General features: G+C 48.4%; 13 protein-coding genes and 1 riboswitch. Of the genes, 8 read left to right on the forward strand and 5 right to left on the reverse strand.

Annotation, left to right across the window (positions count from 1 at the left end; translation table 11 throughout):
- The first annotated feature begins 119 nt into the window (after positions 1-119).
- Complete coding sequence (locus NSS94_RS01920; protein ID WP_341038429.1) at positions 120-2,456, forward strand: Ig-like domain-containing protein; 2,337 nt, start codon at positions 120-122, stop codon at positions 2,454-2,456.
- A gap of 160 nt (positions 2,457-2,616) precedes the next feature.
- Here NSS94_RS01920 and sdaAA read toward each other — a convergent pair whose 3' ends face one another.
- Positions 2,617-3,516 carry an L-serine ammonia-lyase, iron-sulfur-dependent, subunit alpha gene (sdaAA, locus tag NSS94_RS01925; protein WP_069010728.1) on the reverse strand — a complete coding sequence of 300 codons (900 nt, stop codon included), beginning with the start codon at positions 3,514-3,516 and terminating at the stop codon, positions 2,617-2,619.
- Positions 3,506-4,195, reverse strand: a complete 690-nt coding sequence (gene sdaAB / locus NSS94_RS01930; RefSeq protein WP_069010729.1) for an L-serine ammonia-lyase, iron-sulfur-dependent subunit beta — start codon at positions 4,193-4,195, stop codon at positions 3,506-3,508. Before sdaAB ends, sdaAA begins: the two co-directional genes overlap by 11 nt.
- Before the next feature lie 211 nt (positions 4,196-4,406).
- A riboswitch (glycine riboswitch) is annotated at positions 4,407-4,522 on the reverse strand.
- 215 nt (positions 4,523-4,737) lie between these two features.
- Between sdaAB and NSS94_RS01935 the strand changes: the two genes are divergently transcribed.
- From NSS94_RS01935 to NSS94_RS01965, 7 genes are all read left to right on the forward strand, one after another.
- Entirely contained in the window at positions 4,738-6,342 is a 1,605-nt protein-coding gene (locus tag NSS94_RS01935; RefSeq protein ID WP_341038431.1) for a DUF6359 domain-containing protein, read from the forward strand.
- A 328-nt stretch (positions 6,343-6,670) separates the two neighbouring features.
- Positions 6,671-7,702 carry an ABC transporter ATP-binding protein gene (locus NSS94_RS01940; protein WP_069010731.1) on the forward strand — a complete coding sequence of 344 codons (1,032 nt, stop codon included), beginning with the start codon at positions 6,671-6,673 and terminating at the stop codon, positions 7,700-7,702.
- Positions 7,680-8,606: an ABC transporter ATP-binding protein gene (locus NSS94_RS01945; RefSeq protein WP_209949239.1), complete on the forward strand. Its 927-nt coding sequence runs from the start codon at positions 7,680-7,682 to the stop codon at positions 8,604-8,606. The genes NSS94_RS01940 and NSS94_RS01945 overlap by 23 nt, the downstream gene beginning before the upstream one ends.
- A 13-nt stretch (positions 8,607-8,619) precedes the next feature.
- The gene (opp4B, locus tag NSS94_RS01950) at positions 8,620-9,588 is read left to right on the forward strand and encodes an oligopeptide ABC transporter permease (protein WP_318627676.1); all 969 of its coding nucleotides are present in this window, start codon (positions 8,620-8,622) and stop codon (positions 9,586-9,588) included.
- Positions 9,589-9,616: 28 nt separating this feature from the next.
- Positions 9,617-10,525, forward strand: coding sequence for an ABC transporter permease (locus NSS94_RS01955; RefSeq protein ID WP_029514668.1), 909 nt, complete (start codon positions 9,617-9,619; stop codon positions 10,523-10,525).
- Positions 10,526-10,567: 42 nt separating this feature from the next.
- The gene (gene opp4A, locus NSS94_RS01960; protein ID WP_341038438.1) at positions 10,568-12,388 is read left to right on the forward strand and encodes an oligopeptide ABC transporter substrate-binding protein; all 1,821 of its coding nucleotides are present in this window, start codon (positions 10,568-10,570) and stop codon (positions 12,386-12,388) included.
- 43 nt (positions 12,389-12,431) lie between these two features.
- Positions 12,432-13,391 (forward strand): LysR family transcriptional regulator, encoded by a 960-nt coding sequence (locus NSS94_RS01965; RefSeq protein ID WP_165147906.1) that lies wholly within the window; start codon positions 12,432-12,434, stop codon positions 13,389-13,391.
- A 27-nt stretch (positions 13,392-13,418) separates the two neighbouring features.
- On the opposite strand, the gene NSS94_RS01970 is transcribed toward NSS94_RS01965, so the two are convergent.
- From NSS94_RS01970 to NSS94_RS01980, 3 genes are all read right to left on the reverse strand, one after another.
- A complete protein-coding gene (locus NSS94_RS01970; RefSeq protein WP_341038439.1) occupies positions 13,419-14,069 on the reverse strand; it encodes an amino acid ABC transporter permease in 651 nt (216 codons plus the stop codon).
- A gap of 14 nt (positions 14,070-14,083) precedes the next feature.
- Positions 14,084-14,743: an amino acid ABC transporter permease gene (locus NSS94_RS01975; RefSeq protein WP_023986681.1), complete on the reverse strand. Its 660-nt coding sequence runs from the start codon at positions 14,741-14,743 to the stop codon at positions 14,084-14,086.
- A 71-nt stretch (positions 14,744-14,814) separates the two neighbouring features.
- On the reverse strand, positions 14,815-15,645 hold the full coding sequence (locus tag NSS94_RS01980; RefSeq protein WP_069010734.1) for a transporter substrate-binding domain-containing protein: 831 nt from the start codon (positions 15,643-15,645) through the stop codon (positions 14,815-14,817).
- Between the last annotated feature and the right edge of the window lie 33 nt (positions 15,646-15,678).

A 15,678-nucleotide genomic window follows, 5' to 3' on the forward strand; every position in this document is an offset into this window, starting at 1 on the left:
TAAGGACCAAATTTCCCTTGAAGCCTAAACTATTCTTTTCCATATGACGACATAAAACGTAGGTATAAGGATTTTGCGAAATCCTTAATTTAAGTTTTGAAATGGGAGGGAATTAGATTTTGAAGAATAGATGGTCCGGTTTTCTGGCGTTGGTCATCCTGATTTCAAGTTTTACATCATATGCAGGGTTTGCATCTGCAGCAGAAGCAGTGCTTTCCAAGATTGTCCTTTCGTCTAACGAGGTAACTTTGCAACAGGGGGATACAGCTGCATTGACGGCTACGGCTGTTTTTAGTGATGGGACAACCTCAAATGTAACCGTAAGCACGGATTGGAAAAGTGATAACACAGCTATTGCTACTGTGTATAATGGTACAGTTTCGGCCAAGGCTGAAGGGGAAGCCACCGTGGTTGCGACCTATAAAGATAAGGTACAATCGGTTCAGGTACATGTAACGAAAAAGGTTAAGGCGCTGACATCTAGTGTACAAAGCCTGAACTTGCGTTCAAGCGGTACAGGACAGGTTGATTTGACAGCGACATACAGTGATAATACAACAGCTCAGGTTTCGGGTGATGCTACTTGGACCTCGGATAATCAAAAGATTGCAACTGTAGTTAACGGTTTGGTTACCGCTCAGGGAGCAGGTACAGCCAATATTAAGGCCGTATATGGTCAGCAGACCGTAACCATTGCTGTACAGGTAGAGCAAGTTAAACGTCTTGATGTCAGTTCATCAGAGGTTTCTCTTTTGCTGAAGGATACTGAGAAGGTTAAACTTTCAGCGACGTTCCCGGATGGATCGGTACAGGACGTGACAGAGTCCGCTGAGTGGAGCTCCAGCAATGCAGCTGTGGCGGATGTACTGAAAGGCACCATTACCGGTTACAGCGCAGGAAAGGCGACAATTACAGGTAAATATGGTACGATGTCCGCTACGATTTCGGTGGATGTCGATCAAACGAATAAGCTGAAAGCCAGCGAATCCAATATTTTTCTCCGTCTGGATGAATCTAAAAAAATACAAGTTTCTGCCGTTTATCCGGATGGGACGGTAACGGATATCACAGATAAAGCTGCTTGGGCATCAAGCGATGAAAAAATTGCAACGGTGAATAAAGGAACGATTATGGCCATCGGTGCGGGTTCGGCAACGGTGACCGCTAAGTATGGAGATAAGACCGTTTCGATCAAGACAGATGTCGAAACCTCTAGATTTCTGGATTTGAGCGAGGACAAGCTGAGCTTGAATGCCAAGGAATCCAAAAAGCTCAAGCTGACCGCAACGTACGTAACAGGTACGGAAGAAGATATCACAAGTAAGGCAGAGTGGAAGTCCAGCAATGAAGATATCGCTTTTGTCAGCGCGGGGGAAGTCACAGGTTATAAAACAGGTGAGGCTACCATCACCGCTTCTTATGGCGGCAAGACAGTTACAGCTACGGTATCCGTAAATGTACCCGGGGATCTGTCTCTGTCCTCCAAAACGGCAACGATTGATATTAATGAGGACTATACTGCAACTTTGACGGCTACTTATGCGGATGGGCGTAAGGAAGATGTAACACAGGATGCAGAATGGGCTTCAAGCGCGGAAGATATTGCCTCTGTGTCCAAAGGAACGATTACGGGTAAATCTGCTGGTAAAGCGGTTATTACAGCGACCTATAATGGCAAAAAACTAACAATTAACGTACAAGTGGGCCTTGTAGACCGTCTGGAAACAGACTCGCGTGTAATTGCGCTTGGTGCTCAGGAAACGAAGCAGCTGAAAGTAACAGGAGTTAAGAGTGGTGGTACAAAAACAGATGTAACCAAGGATGCCACCTGGACAACTAGCAATGTAAAAGTGGTTGAAGTTAGCGAAGGTTTGATCAAAGCGAATGGTAGTGGTAAGGCAACTGTGACTGCTTCATATGGCAAGCAAAACATTACGTTTACGGTAGAAGTGGACGTAGCGCAAAAGATTGAAGCGGATGCAATCGCGCTATCGCTCAAATCTGGAGATCAAAAAACCATCGCGATTGTGGTTAAATCAAGCGATGGTAAAGAAAAGGATGTTACAACCCAAGCTGAATGGAAAACGTCCAATTATAAGGTAGCCACTGTTAAAAAGGGTCAGGTTACCGCGGTCAGCTACGGTAAAGCTAACATTCAGGCGAAGTTCGGCGGGAAGATAATCAGCGTACCTGTAGATGTTGATACGCTTAAATATTTGCAAACAGACGAAGTCGCCTTGAATTTGAAGGCAGGACAGCTGGCTAAGGTTACGGCTACAGCCACGTATAAGGATGAGTCGGAGAAGGATGTTTCCAAACCGGCTGTCTGGTCCTCGTCCAGAATTATTGTGGCGACCGTCAAAGACGGTAACATTAAGGCACAGGGCAAGGGCAAAGCAGTAATTACTGTGAAATATGCAGGTAAAATGACGAAGATACAGGTAACCGTTCAGTAATCTGTAACCCGACTAAAAAGAAAAAGAGCAAGCATACGTCCAGCGACGATATGCTTGCTCTTTTCTTTATAAGGGCGAATTCTCTTTCCCTAGGACAATGTAGGGGAGAGGTAGTCGCCTTGTTTTATAGAGGAAAAGTAATTGGTTTAAAGCTTAGAAATTACGACTTATTCTTCTTGATTGATGCGTTGCGTGTAAGTGATTCGGTCAAACGCTTGCCAGTCGGCGTCTGAGCCAAGCCGCCTTTGGCGGTCTCGCGGTGCTTCGACGGCATCGCGCTGCCGACTTCAAGCATCACGTCAATGACTTCGTCAGACGGAATAGCGCTGCGCACACCCGCCAAAGCCATGTCCGCTGCGGCAAGCGCAGTCACGGCTCCCAGCCCGTTGCGCACGATGCACGGAATCTCCACGAGTCCGGCGACGGGGTCGCAAATCAGGCCGAGCGTGTTCTTAAGAGCGAGGCCCACGGCGTGAACAGCCTGCTCAGGCGTACCACCGCGCAGCTCGACCATAGCGCCAGCGGCCATCCCGATAGCTGAGCCAATCTCAGCCTGACAGCCTCCCTCCGCGCCAGAAATGAAGGAGTTGTTGGCGATCACGTAGCCAATGGCTCCAGCGGCGAATAGGCCGTTCACCATATGCTCATCATCCCAGCCGAACCGTTCCTGCGCACTGATGAACACACCAGGGATAACCCCACATGAGCCTGCGGTAGGAGTGGCGACAATGCGACCCATGGATGCATTAACCTCCGACACGGAGAGGGCATAAGCCATGGCGAGCGCAGAGGCATCACCGGAGCAGGTCTCCCCTGACCGCAGATACTCGGCCAGGCGCTTGCCGTCGCCGCCCGTCAATCCACTGCGGGATACGGTGTCTTGTGTCTGACCGCGATGAACGGCTTCCTTCATGATTTCATAATAATCAGACATTTGGCGAAAGATTTCTTCCTCCGTTGTATTCGTTTCTTGTACCTGCTCTTGAATCATCAAGCGGCCAATCGTGGTGGATTCTTCAGCGCATAAAGCGCTGATCTCATGCAGATGGCTAAACCGCATCGGATTCAGCTCCTTTTTTCAAATTAATCATCTTAATTTCATACATATGAGGTAAAGAACGCAGTTCCGCAATCAGTTCAGCTGGAGCAGAACTGTCCGTTTCAATGGCGGTGAGTGCTTCACCATCCCGGCCTTTGCGATCTACGTGCATATAGGCAATGTTAATGTGGGCCGCGCCCAGCGCTGAAGTTATTGCGCCCAATGTACCGGGCTTATCCGAGTGGAGAAGCACCAGCGTAGGCAGCTCCCCGGTCAGATTGACCCGGAATTCGTTCAATTGCTGGACATGGATGCTGCCGCCGCCGATGGAGGAGCCCAGCAGTGTGCGCTGATCCTCGCCCTTCCACAACTCGAAACGGACGGTGTTCGGATGAGGAGCGGGGAGTCCACTGACGGCGAATTCCACGGTCATCCCGGCTTGCTCGGCCCATTGCTCGGCATCTGGAATCCGGTGATCGTCCGTATCGTAATTAAGCAGTCCTGCGATGAGCGCCAGATCCGTACCGTGTCCTTTATACGTATCGGCAAAGGAGCCGTACAGTGTCATACGGGCACGGTCAGGCTGCGCCCCGAGCCAGTGCCGGGCAACGCGTGCGAGTCGCACCGCGCCTGCGGTGTGTGAACTGGAAGGTCCGGTCATGGCCGGGCCGATAATAGAAAATACATCTTTGAAACGCATGGTGTGGCCCCCTGTATGTTCTAATACCATACTATATGGTATTTCCGCGTCTTTGCGCGGTTATGACGGTTCCTAATGCTGACGCACAATGTGAGCACAAAAAAGGACAGGATAAGGAAGTTTCCCTTATCTCTGTCCTCGTTACCTGAGAGTTTCGTGCGGTGTTCTTACCGCCTTACCCCTTGGGTGGCTTGCGCTCTCTCCAGAGTTGCGTCAGATGACGATACATGGACCTGAGAGATTATCCGCCAGCCGGGTGCTGGCGTCTTGCTCCTTCGGTGCCGCCAGAGTGTAAGCCCCCTGGACAGACTCTCCCGTCATCTTCATTCGCGTATACCGTTCTACATGTCTTTCTTAGCGTAATGTATGACGTGCTCGGTGTCAATCACAGGGTTTAATTTTTACATAAACAGGTGCATTTCCAATAAAAAAGATTAAAGTTTACATAATTATGGATGAAATCAGGAAGGAATTAGAAGATTGGCGGCTAATCTGATAGAGGACAAGTACATTTATGGAAATCATAGGAGGGATATTGACGTATGGTAAAAGGCTTGCGGTTCACAGGTTCACGCTTAAAAGGGATGCTGCATCTAGCAGCGATCGCATCACTGCTGATCGGGATCTTCGTTCCGTTCGGTCAGGTCAAGGCAGAGGGAGCATTGACAGTAGCCGAAGCACTTCAGGGCCAAAGCAGTGGAGGTACGGTGACGGTAGAAGGTTATATCGTCGGACATGCTACCGGATCGAAAACGGCTAACTTTTCTTCTCCGTTTGCGAATGATTTTAACGTACTGATTGCTGACCAGGCTAATGAACGTAGCACTTCTAATCTATTGGATGTACAGCTGACATCCGCGTACAGAGGGCAATTTGGACTGTCAGGCCATCCTGAGCTGATCGGCAGCAAAATTCGTGTGACGGGTACACTTGGCGCCTACAATAATTTTGGTGGAGTGAAAAGCCCAAGCGCTGTTGAACTGGTGAGCGGAAGCGAGCCGGGGGAACCAGGTGAACCTGGTGAACCTGAACCTGGCAACCCGGGTCAACCCGGTACTACATTGCCGGATGGAAAAGGCAAAAAGGTGCTGTTCGATAATACGCACGCACAGACCGCTGGTGCAGCAGATTGGGTCATTGAAGGCGCCTTCTCCGACTTTGCCAATGGACTGCGTAATGTAGGCTTTACGGTAGACCCATTAAATCGTCCCATTCCTTTTACTTATGGAGAGCAGGCCATAACCTATGACAAGCTGCGCCAATATGATGTGTTCATTATTGGTGAAGCGAATGTTGCCTTTAAGGCATCCGAGCAGGCTGCCCTGCTGCAATACGTGAATAACGGAGGGAGCGTCTTCTTCATCTCCGATCATTATAATGCAGATCGTAACAAAAACCGTTGGGATTCCTCCGAGGTTATGAATGGCTACCGTCGTGGAGCCTATACTAATCCGGCCAAAGGCATGACTGCAGAAGAGGCTGCATCACCGGCAATGCAAGGATTAACAAGCTCCGATTGGCTGGCGGCCAACTTTGGCGTTCGTTTCCGTTACAATGCGCTCGGTGATGTGAATGCTACCGACATTGTAGCCGCAGATCAATCTTTCGGTATTACCAAGGGTGTGCGCTCGATTGCCATGCATGCAGGATCTACGCTGGCTATTATTGATCCTACCAAGGCTAAAGGCATTGCTTATATCCCTTCAGGCACGAAAAAATGGGGGAATGCGGTAGATCAGGGGGTTTATAACGGCGGGGGCCGTGCGGAAGGACCTTATGCCGCTATCTCCAAGGTAGGCCAAGGCAAGGCGGCATTCATCGGTGATTCTTCCCCTGTAGAAGATGCTACACCGAAATATGTGCGTGAGGAAAACGGACAGTCGAAGAAGACATATGATGGCTTCAAAGAAGTGGATGATTCAACCTTCCTGGTGCAAACGGTTCAATGGCTTGCATGGAAGCAGGACTACACGAAATTGTCTGATGTGGCAGGTTTGACTCTGGATCAACCAACGAAGCTTCTGCCATTCGAAGAGCCTGCGGCGTCCACGGAACCACAGCCTGAGCCTTGGTCTGCTCCGGCAGCAGGCTACAAATGGTACGATCCTAGAACATTCAAGTCTGGCTCCTATGGAGCGGCTTCGTAAATTATATTGTCAGGAGCTCAATGTGAGCTTGGGTTAGTTAGTCGTTTGATCCCTGCTGAGGGATCAGGCGACTTTTTTTGTGATGAAAATTAACCTGTGGTTGGTTATTTCATTACATTTTGTGCCAGAAAGGCCGCACTATTGCTGGATCATTGATTTTTTAAATGATGTTGATAGCATAATCTTAATTGATATATCCATATACTGGTGATAGGATGTATTCAAATTATTCCGACAAAAACGGTATGTAATGTTCATGAGAGGTTTTAAACATCAAACATGGTGAGAATAAGCGGGACAAGACCATGGAGAATGGAGGAAGCGCGCATTGAATACCGAACCCGTGTTGGAAATTAAAGGATTATCCGTATCTTTTCGCATCCAGGATCAATATCACCCCGCAGTCGACCATCTGGATCTGACGGTCAACCCCAATGAAGTACTGGCTGTAGTCGGAGAATCCGGCTGTGGCAAAAGCGCGTTAGCGCTTTCGATCCCGCAACTGCATGACATGGAACGCACGCGTGTAGAGGGGGAGGTCTTTTTTAAAGGAACGGACTTGAACCGTCTTTCCTCAGGGCAAATGAATAAAATCCGCGGAGCGGGAATTGGCATGATCTTTCAGGACCCGTTGACAGCACTCAACCCGTTGATGAGCATTGGCAAGCAGATTGAGGAAAATCTCGATTATCATACGTCACTATCTACGAAGCAAAAAAGGGAACGTGTGCTTGAGCTGCTGGAAAGTGTAGATATACCGAATCCAGTGCGTGTGTATGATCAGTATCCGCATGAACTGTCAGGAGGGATGCGGCAGCGTGTGATGATCGCGATTGCCATAGCTTGCCGACCTTCTCTTATTATTGCAGATGAGCCGACGACTGCGCTCGATGTAACGATCCAATCGCAAATTCTCGACTTGCTCAAACAGCTTCAACAGGAGACTGGGAGCGGTATTATCCTGATTACGCACGATCTTGGTGTTGTGGCAGAAGTAGCCGACCGCGTGGTGGTCATGTATGCCGGAGAAATCGTGGAGAGCGCTGATGTTTTTGAATTATTCAGGCATCCACAGCATCCGTATACGCGTTCTTTGCTTGCTTCCATGCCGGGATCGCATACCAAGGGGGAATCACTGCATGTCATCGGCGGCATTGTTCCCTCATTACAAGATATCCCCCGCAATAGCTGCCGCTTTGCTCCACGTATTCCCTGGATTCAGCAGAGGGTGCATGAAGACCATCCCCAATTAAATGAAATTTCCCCTGGACATTGGGTCCGTTGTACATGTTATCAGCATTTTCATTTTGAAGACGAGGCAAAGGGGGAGGCTGCTCATGGCACTACTGGAGTTAAATGATTTGAGGGTGCACTATCCGGTGCGAGGTGGTTTCTTCCAGCGTGTTATCGATCAGGTGAAAGCAGTGGATGGCGTGTCGATCAGCATTGAGGCAGGCCAGACCTACGGGCTGGTGGGGGAATCTGGCTGTGGGAAAACGACGACAGGCAGGACGATCATCGGTCTAAATAAGCTGACGAGCGGACGGATTTTGTTTAAAGGAAAGGACCTTGCAGCTCTAAGTAGTAACAATCGTCATCCATTGCGTAGAGATATTCAGATGATTTTTCAGGACCCATACTCTTCGCTTAACCCGCGTAAGCGCGTATTGGATGTCATTGCTGAACCGCTGCGAAATTTTGAAAGGCTGAGTAGTGAGGAAGAACGGAGAAAAGTACAGACGTTGCTGGAAAAGGTCGGCTTGAACGCCGATGCAGCCTATAAATATCCGCATGAATTTTCCGGGGGGCAACGACAGCGGATCGGGATCGCGCGTGCGCTGACATTAAACCCCAAGCTGATCATTGCTGATGAGCCAGTGTCAGCACTGGACGTTTCCGTGCAGGCACAGGTGCTTAATTTTATGAAGGATGTGCAGCAGGAATTTAATTTGACGTATTTGTTCATCAGCCATGATTTAGGTATTATCCGCCATATGTGCGACCAAATCGGTATTATGTATCGGGGCCGTCTAGTGGAGCAGGGGAGCGAGCAAGATATTTATGAGCGTCCACAGCATCTGTATACCCAGCGCCTCATTGCAACCATTCCCAATATTGATCCTACAAAACGGCTGGAAAATGCTCAAAAAAGGCGAATGCTTTTATCCTCCTACAAAACAGAGCTACCCAAACATCTAGACGCGAGTGGAAAACCGTTTGCACTAAAATCAGTAAGTCCATCCCATCAAGTCGCACTACCATAAGGGGGGTACAGAAATGTGGAAATTTACACTGCGTCGGCTACTGGTTATGATCCCTCAACTTTTTGCACTGAGCGTGCTTATATTTTTCCTGGCTAAGGCTATGCCGGGGGATGCCCTGACAGGACTTATTACTTCGACACCCAATCTGAATCAGGCCGCACTGGAAGAGCAGCGACAAAGACTGGGACTGAATGACCCGGTGTGGATGCAGTATGGGAACTGGCTCGTCCAGCTTGCTCACGGGGATCTGGGCAAATCTTATGTACATAAAATTAGCGTTACCGATCTGATTGGCAGCCGTCTGGGGAACACGTTCTTTCTGGGCGTAGTCATTCTGGTTCTGACGTATCTGATCGCCATCCCGCTCGGCGTACTCAGCGGTCGTTATCAGCATAGTCTGCTGGACAAAACTGTAGTGGGCTATACCTATCTCAGCTTTGCGACACCTCTATTTATACTCGCGTTGCTGCTGCTGTATGTATTCGGCTTCAGGCTCGGCTGGTTTCCAACCAGCGGCAGTGTGGATGTAGGTGTGGAGCCGGGGGCATGGTCATATTACGTGAACAAGTCGTATCATCTCATTTTACCGGCGGTTACAGGCGCATTGCTCAGTACAACGGCTACGATTCAGTATTTGCGCAATGAGGTCATTGACACAAGACTGAAGGATTTTGTGAAAACAGCGCGTTCCAAAGGGGTGCCCGAAGGTAAAATTTATTCCCGCCATATTTTCAAAAACTCTCTATTGCCGATTGCTGCCTTTTTGGGCTATGACCTGACGGGAGTCATTGCAGGCAACATTTTTCTTGAATCTATTTTCGGTTATCCGGGGTTGGGCCAATTATTTCTTCAGTCCATCACTCAACGGGACTTTTCAGTCGTGAACGCGCTGGTCATGATTTCTGGCTTCTTGGCACTATTAGGGACCCTTTTATCTGATGTCATCCTGAGCAAGGTCGATCCCCGCATTCGAATTGAATAGCGAACAAGTCTAGAGAAAGGGAGGGATTATGGTGTCTATACAGGTGGAGGAGGTCTTCACGCCGGAAATCATTCATAAATCACCATCCAGTTGGTCTGTACTGCGTCGTGAGCTGGTGCGTGACAAAATGGCCTTGGTTTCCATTGGCTTTGTGATTCTGTTCTTGATCTTTATATATGCCTCTGTCCTGTTTGTAAATCAGGATGTAGTCACGACGGTCGATTTGGGCGCGATTCGTGAAGCTCCAGGCTCAGTGCATTGGCTGGGGACAGATCGAGCGGGCAGAGATATTTTCGGCCAACTGGTCATTGGAGCCCGCAATTCCTTCACTATTGGCTTTACGATTACATTGTTATCCGCCGCTATTGGCTTAACATTAGGTTTACTGGCTGGTTTTTATGGGGGAATGGTCGATAACATCATCATGCGAATCATTGATTTTATCCTGGTGCTTCCATTCTTGATGCTGGTTATCGTATTTGTCAGCATTGTGCCCAAAAGCGGCATAGGGTCCTTTATTTTTATCATGACTGCCTTTTTATGGATTGGAAAAGCACGCCTGATCCGGGCGAAGGTGTTGTCGGAGCGCGAACTGGATTATGTGCAGGCTTCCAAAACCCTTGGCACACCCAATTGGAAAATCATCTGGTTTGGCGTGCTGCCCAATCTTAGCTCGGTCGTGATCGTCAATCTGACCCTCAGTCTCGCGGGGAATATCGGGATTGAGACCGGGCTTTCTTATCTCGGCTTTGGCTTACCGGAATCTACGCCAAGCTTGGGTACACTGGTGAGTTATGCCAATGACCCGGATGTTTTGCAGAATAGCTGGTGGATGTGGTTACCTGCCTCACTGCTTATTTTGGTGTTAATGCTGGCGATTAACTTTATTGGCCAGGCGCTCAAACGCGCCACGGATGCCAGACAACGATTGGGTTAACTGAAGTTCAAGGATAAGGACAATGACAAGGAGGGATTTACAATGGTTAAACACTGGAAAAAAGGGATTCTGCCTGTTCTATCTGCAATTTTTGTACTTTCATTGGCGGCATGCAGCGGTTCGCCTTCCGCTTCAAATGGAGGGAAATCGTCTGACGGTACAGGCGGCTCAGGGTCCGACAGCAAACAGGTGAATGCGACAGCGCTGGCGAAGGCGGTCAAGAACGATAAGGCACCGATTAAGGGTGGCATCATCAATTATGCACTCGTGTCTGATACCCCCTTTGAAGGCATTCTGAATCCTGTATTTTATGATGGCAATCCTGATTTTGAAGTCTTCCAGTTTTTTTACCCTTCTATGTTTTCGATTGACTCCAATCTGAATATTGACAATAAAGGGGCGGCGACGATTTCCTTTTCCCCAGACAATAAGGCGGTGACTGTGAAAATTGATCCCAAACTGAACTGGACGGATGGTAATCCCGTAACGGCGGAGGACTATGCTTTTTCCTATGAAGTGATCGGTCATAAAGACTACGAAGGTCCGCGTTATGATAGTTTTATGACGAATATTATGGGTATGGAAGATTATCACTCGGGTAAGGCCAAAACCATTTCTGGCATCAAAGTGCTCAATGAGAAAGAGGTTACCATTCATTTCAAGGAACCTAATCCTTCGGTGAAATCGGGACTTTGGTCTACCCCCCTGGAGAAAAAGGTGTTTCAGAATATCCCCGTGAAAGATATGGCCGGATCAGACCCTGTCCGTAAAAATCCGATTGGCTATGGGCCGTTCAAAATTAAATCCATGGTTACAGGTGAATCTGTGGAATTTGTCAAAAATGAGGATTATTTTCACGGTGTACCCAAGCTGGATGGCCTTCATCTGAAGGTGGTGAACCCGAATGTCATTACCGAGGCGCTGAAAAGTGGAGAAGTCGACTGGGCCAGCTATCCAACCACCCGTTACAATGAGGCCAGCAATCCGAAAAATGTACAGTTTCTCGGTCAGGAGGAATTATCTTATAGCTATGTAGGCTTTAAGATGGGCAAATTCGATCAGGCCAAGAGTCTAAATATCATGGACCCGAACGCCAAGCTGGCGAACAAGTCATTACGTCAGGCCCTCGGCTATGCGCTGAATAACGAGCAGGTTGGCAAGCAGCTCTATCATGGGCTTCGGACTCCTGCGACATCCTTGGTCCCGCCCGCCTTTAAGGGATATCATGATGTGAATGCGAAGGGCATTGCGTATGATCCGGACAAGGCAAAAAAGCTGCTGGACGAGGCAGGGTATGTGGACACCAATGGAGATGGATACCGTGAGGACCCTAAGGGCAAGGAACTGGTGCTCCATTATGCGGCAATGAGCGGGGATGCGACAGCCGAATCGCTGGCGAAGTTTTATTTGCAAAATTGGAAGGATGTCGGGCTTCATGTCGAGCTGGTGGACGGTCGTCTGCTTGAGTTCAATTCTTTCTATGACCGTGTGCAGAAGGATGACCCTGGCATTGATATTTTTGGCGGCGCATGGAGTACAGGTACAGATGTAAACCCTAGTGGGCTGTATGGACGCGGAGCCAGCTTTAACTACTCGCGCTTTACCAGTGAAGAGAATGATAAGCTGTTGCAGGAAGGGGTGTCTGTGAAAGCCTTTGACGACAATTATCGTAAAGATATATACAATCAGTGGCAGGCGTATATGAGCGAGGAGGCACCCATTGTACCGACGTTATTCCGTTACTCGTTGGAGGCAGTGAATAATCGGGTAGCCAATTACGATATTACCCGTGGCAAGGAGTATGATGCAGATACGTTTGCGAATATTACGTTGACTGCGGAAAAAGCAGAAGTAGCCCAATAATCTAAAAAAAGCGCAATAACCTGAAGAAGAAGCGCGAACCGGTTTGATCCGATTTTGCGCTTCTTTTGACCTTTTATGCAATCATTCTGGGGATTCTCGAAGGGAGAGAAGGAAGACGGAGATACGTCAGCTTCAATACTTCATTGCGGTATGCGAGGAACTGCATTTTACGAAAGCTTCGGAAAAGATCGGAATCTCCCAACCCACACTTAGCTTGCAAATTAAGGCGTTGGAAGAGGAATTGGGCATGACTCTTTTTGACCGTGCAGGCAAGAAAATTAAGATGACAGATGCCGGGAAATTGTTGCTGCAACACAGTGCACATGCGCTCAAGGATTTACAGCAAGCAAAGGCTTCCATTGAGGAGTTGCGCACCGAGCAACGCGGGAGTTTGCGGATTGGTATCGCATTACCGGAGCTGGAGGAACCATTACAAGAAATGTTTATCCATTTTCATCAGTCATTTCCTAGAGTCAGCTTGCACATCCATCCATCATTTGATGTCACAGAACAGCTGCTGGATAACCGAGTGGATGTTGGCATCACGCTGCATTCGGGTACGGATGAAAGGCTTGTCCAGCTTCCTCTTCGTACGGAGAACTACTGTCTTGTTGTTCCGGTAGAGCATGTGTTTTCCAACCGTTCTTCCATTACGCTGGACGAATTGAGGCATGTACCCTGGGGGATGCAGCCAGAGTGTCATCCCGGCAGGAAACTGATTGAGAAGTGCTTCCGTGATCACGGGTATCCCTTTGCAACTGTCTTGGAGACCAATTCCATACCTTCCATCCTACGATGGGTGCAGGATGGACTTGCCGTAACCCTACAGACGGAGTCCCTTGCAACAGAATTGGATCACTCACAATTTTGCACTGTACCTATTTTGTGCGACGTGCTCCAGGGTCAGCTAGAGCTGGTTTATCGGTCTGGCCGTTATCAGGGAGAAGCGTTGAAGCAATTGATTAAAGAGATACAAGCTGTACTAACCGTGCGTTCCAACTAGTGGCAACCCTGATGAGTATCACGAGCTTTAATGTGTACGAACTTCCAGCCTGCGTGCAATCAGTGACATACTGTAATTGACAGCAAAGTACAGGAAAGCTGCGAACAGCAGGGCTGGAATGACAAAGGATTGATTTTGCCCACCGACAATCTGAATATTATGCGTCAGCTCCGGCAAACTGATAATGACAGCCAGTGAGGTATCCTTGAATAGGGAAATGAACTGGCTGACAATCGGGGGCACCATGCGACGAAGCGCTTGGGGCAGAATGATATGCCATAAGGTTTGAGAATAGCTTAGACCAGAGGAACGTGCGGCTTCCACCTGTCCTTTATGGACCGAATTCAGACCGCTACGCACAATCTCGGCAATCATGGCTCCCTCGAAGATCGACAGGCCTGTAATGGCTGCCCACTTGAGGGAAATGGAAAGACCGATAGATGGTAAAACCATGCCGATGAAGAAAATAATGAGCAATAATGGAAGATTGCGAATGAGATCAATGATAAAGGCTGCAACCTGTGAAATGACAGGTAAGCGGGTATAGCGCAGGATGCCGAACATGATACCGAGAGTGAAGCTGAACACGATAGAGTAAATAGCAACCTCCAGCGTGAGCAGGAAGCCCTCCAGTATAAAACGCATATTAGGCCACACAAACAATCCACCGAAATCCATACAGGCTTCCCTCCTTAGGATGTTTTGGACAGACGCCGTTCCATGTACAGTACAAGAAAGCTAAGCGGAACTGTCAAGATAAGATACAACAACGCCGTGATGGCGTAGACTGTGATGGGCAGGAAGGTATCCGAGTTAATGAGGTCCGAGTAATACATGAGGTCCAGTCCGGCCACAATAGCCAGCACGGAAGAGTTTTTGACCAGATTAATGAATTGGTTGCCGATCGCAGGCAGTACAATTTTGATGGCTTGCGGTAAAATAATGCTGATCATCGTCTGGTTGTAACTCAACCCGGAAGACCTTGCCGCTTCAAATTGCCCCTTGGGCACAGATTGAATGCCGGCACGTATGGCTTCAGCAATAAAGGAGGCTGTGTATACGGTCAATCCAAGCGTTCCAGATACGAATCCGTCCAAAGGGATGCCCAAAGTGGGAAGCCCGAGATAAAAAAACAGCACGACGATCAGCAATGGGATATTGCGGATGACCTCTACATAGACGGTACCGATCCAGTTTAGCCATTTAAAAGGCGCAATTCGGAGGATGGCAATAATAGCCCCCAGAATAAAGCTTCCGATCAAGGCAATGACACTAGCTTGAACGGTATGAAGCAAGCCTTCTCTGAAACGGTCGCTATGATCGAAAAGTACGTTGATATCAAAAGTAAGCATCTACAGGTATACCTCCTTATCCAGACTTAAGAAAGGAAGGAGCTCGCAATCGCGGCTCCTTCACAAGAATACTATTCGGGCTTAACCCCAAGCCATTGCTCGTGGAGCTTATCGTATTCACCGTTGCTTTTCAGTTCCTTGATCGTATCATTAATGGCTTGTAGCAGTTCGGTTTGTCCCTTCTTTACTGCAATGCCGTAAGGTTCCTCTGTGAAGTTCCCGCCTACAAGAATATAATTCGGATCTTGTTTCTGCATGCCGAGCAGAATAGAGTTATCGGTAGTTAACGCTTCTCCTTTACCTGCTTTGAGGGCATTGAAAGCATCCTGATAGTTTTCGAATTCTAATATCGTCGCTTCTGGTGCTTTTTCACGGATATTTTTGGCGGAAGTAGAGCCTTTCACGGCGAGCACCTTGGTATTCGGGGTCAGGGACTCCAGCCCGGTGATGGGGCTCCCCTTTTTCACGAGTAGAGATTGCCCGGCGTTAAAATAGACGTCGCTAAAATCAACCTGCTTTTTACGTTCATCCGAAATGGTCATCGTCGCGATAATGGCGTCGATGTCCCCGTTTTGCAATAAGGTGATTCGTGTTTTGGACGTGACTTCTTTTAGTTCAAGTTTGGTTTCATCGCCAAAAATATGTTTGGCTACAGCCTTGGCGATGTCGATATCAAAACCTTCTACTTTTCCGCTAGCCGGGTCTTTCAGTCCGAACAGCTTGGTATCGTATTTCACACCAATGACTAGTTTGCCACGCTGTTTGATCGCTTCCAGTCCGTTGGCTGCTGCCGGCTCATTTCCCGACGTTGCCGCTCCTTCTTTGCCTCCGCAGCCTGCCAAGACGAGCAGACAAGATAAAGCTACCAGCACCAAAGTACTCCATTGAAATCTTTTTCTCATCAGAACATTCCCCTTTCGATTTACGCTACATTG

Source organism: Paenibacillus sp. FSL L8-0644 (assembly GCF_038008165.1).
GTDB classification, from domain to species: domain Bacteria; phylum Bacillota; class Bacilli; order Paenibacillales; family Paenibacillaceae; genus Paenibacillus; species Paenibacillus polymyxa_D.

What these genes read in the sequence shown, in the direction of transcription:
- sdaAA (WP_069010728.1), bottom strand. Translation starts at nt 3,516, where the DNA reads ATGCGGTTTAGCCATCTGCATGAGATCAGCGCTTTATGCGCTGAAGAA.
- sdaAB (WP_069010729.1), bottom strand. Translation starts at nt 4,195, where the DNA reads ATGCGTTTCAAAGATGTATTTTCTATTATCGGCCCGGCCATGACCGGA.
- NSS94_RS01935 (WP_341038431.1), top strand. Translation starts at nt 4,738, where the DNA reads ATGGTAAAAGGCTTGCGGTTCACAGGTTCACGCTTAAAAGGGATGCTG.
- NSS94_RS01945 (WP_209949239.1), top strand. Translation starts at nt 7,680, where the DNA reads ATGGCACTACTGGAGTTAAATGATTTGAGGGTGCACTATCCGGTGCGA.
- opp4B (WP_318627676.1), top strand. Translation starts at nt 8,620, where the DNA reads ATGTGGAAATTTACACTGCGTCGGCTACTGGTTATGATCCCTCAACTT.
- NSS94_RS01955 (WP_029514668.1), top strand. Translation starts at nt 9,617, where the DNA reads ATGGTGTCTATACAGGTGGAGGAGGTCTTCACGCCGGAAATCATTCAT.
- opp4A (WP_341038438.1), top strand. Translation starts at nt 10,568, where the DNA reads ATGGTTAAACACTGGAAAAAAGGGATTCTGCCTGTTCTATCTGCAATT.
- NSS94_RS01970 (WP_341038439.1), bottom strand. Translation starts at nt 14,069, where the DNA reads ATGGATTTCGGTGGATTGTTTGTGTGGCCTAATATGCGTTTTATACTG.
- NSS94_RS01975 (WP_023986681.1), bottom strand. Translation starts at nt 14,743, where the DNA reads ATGCTTACTTTTGATATCAACGTACTTTTCGATCATAGCGACCGTTTC.
- NSS94_RS01980 (WP_069010734.1), bottom strand. Translation starts at nt 15,645, where the DNA reads ATGAGAAAAAGATTTCAATGGAGTACTTTGGTGCTGGTAGCTTTATCT.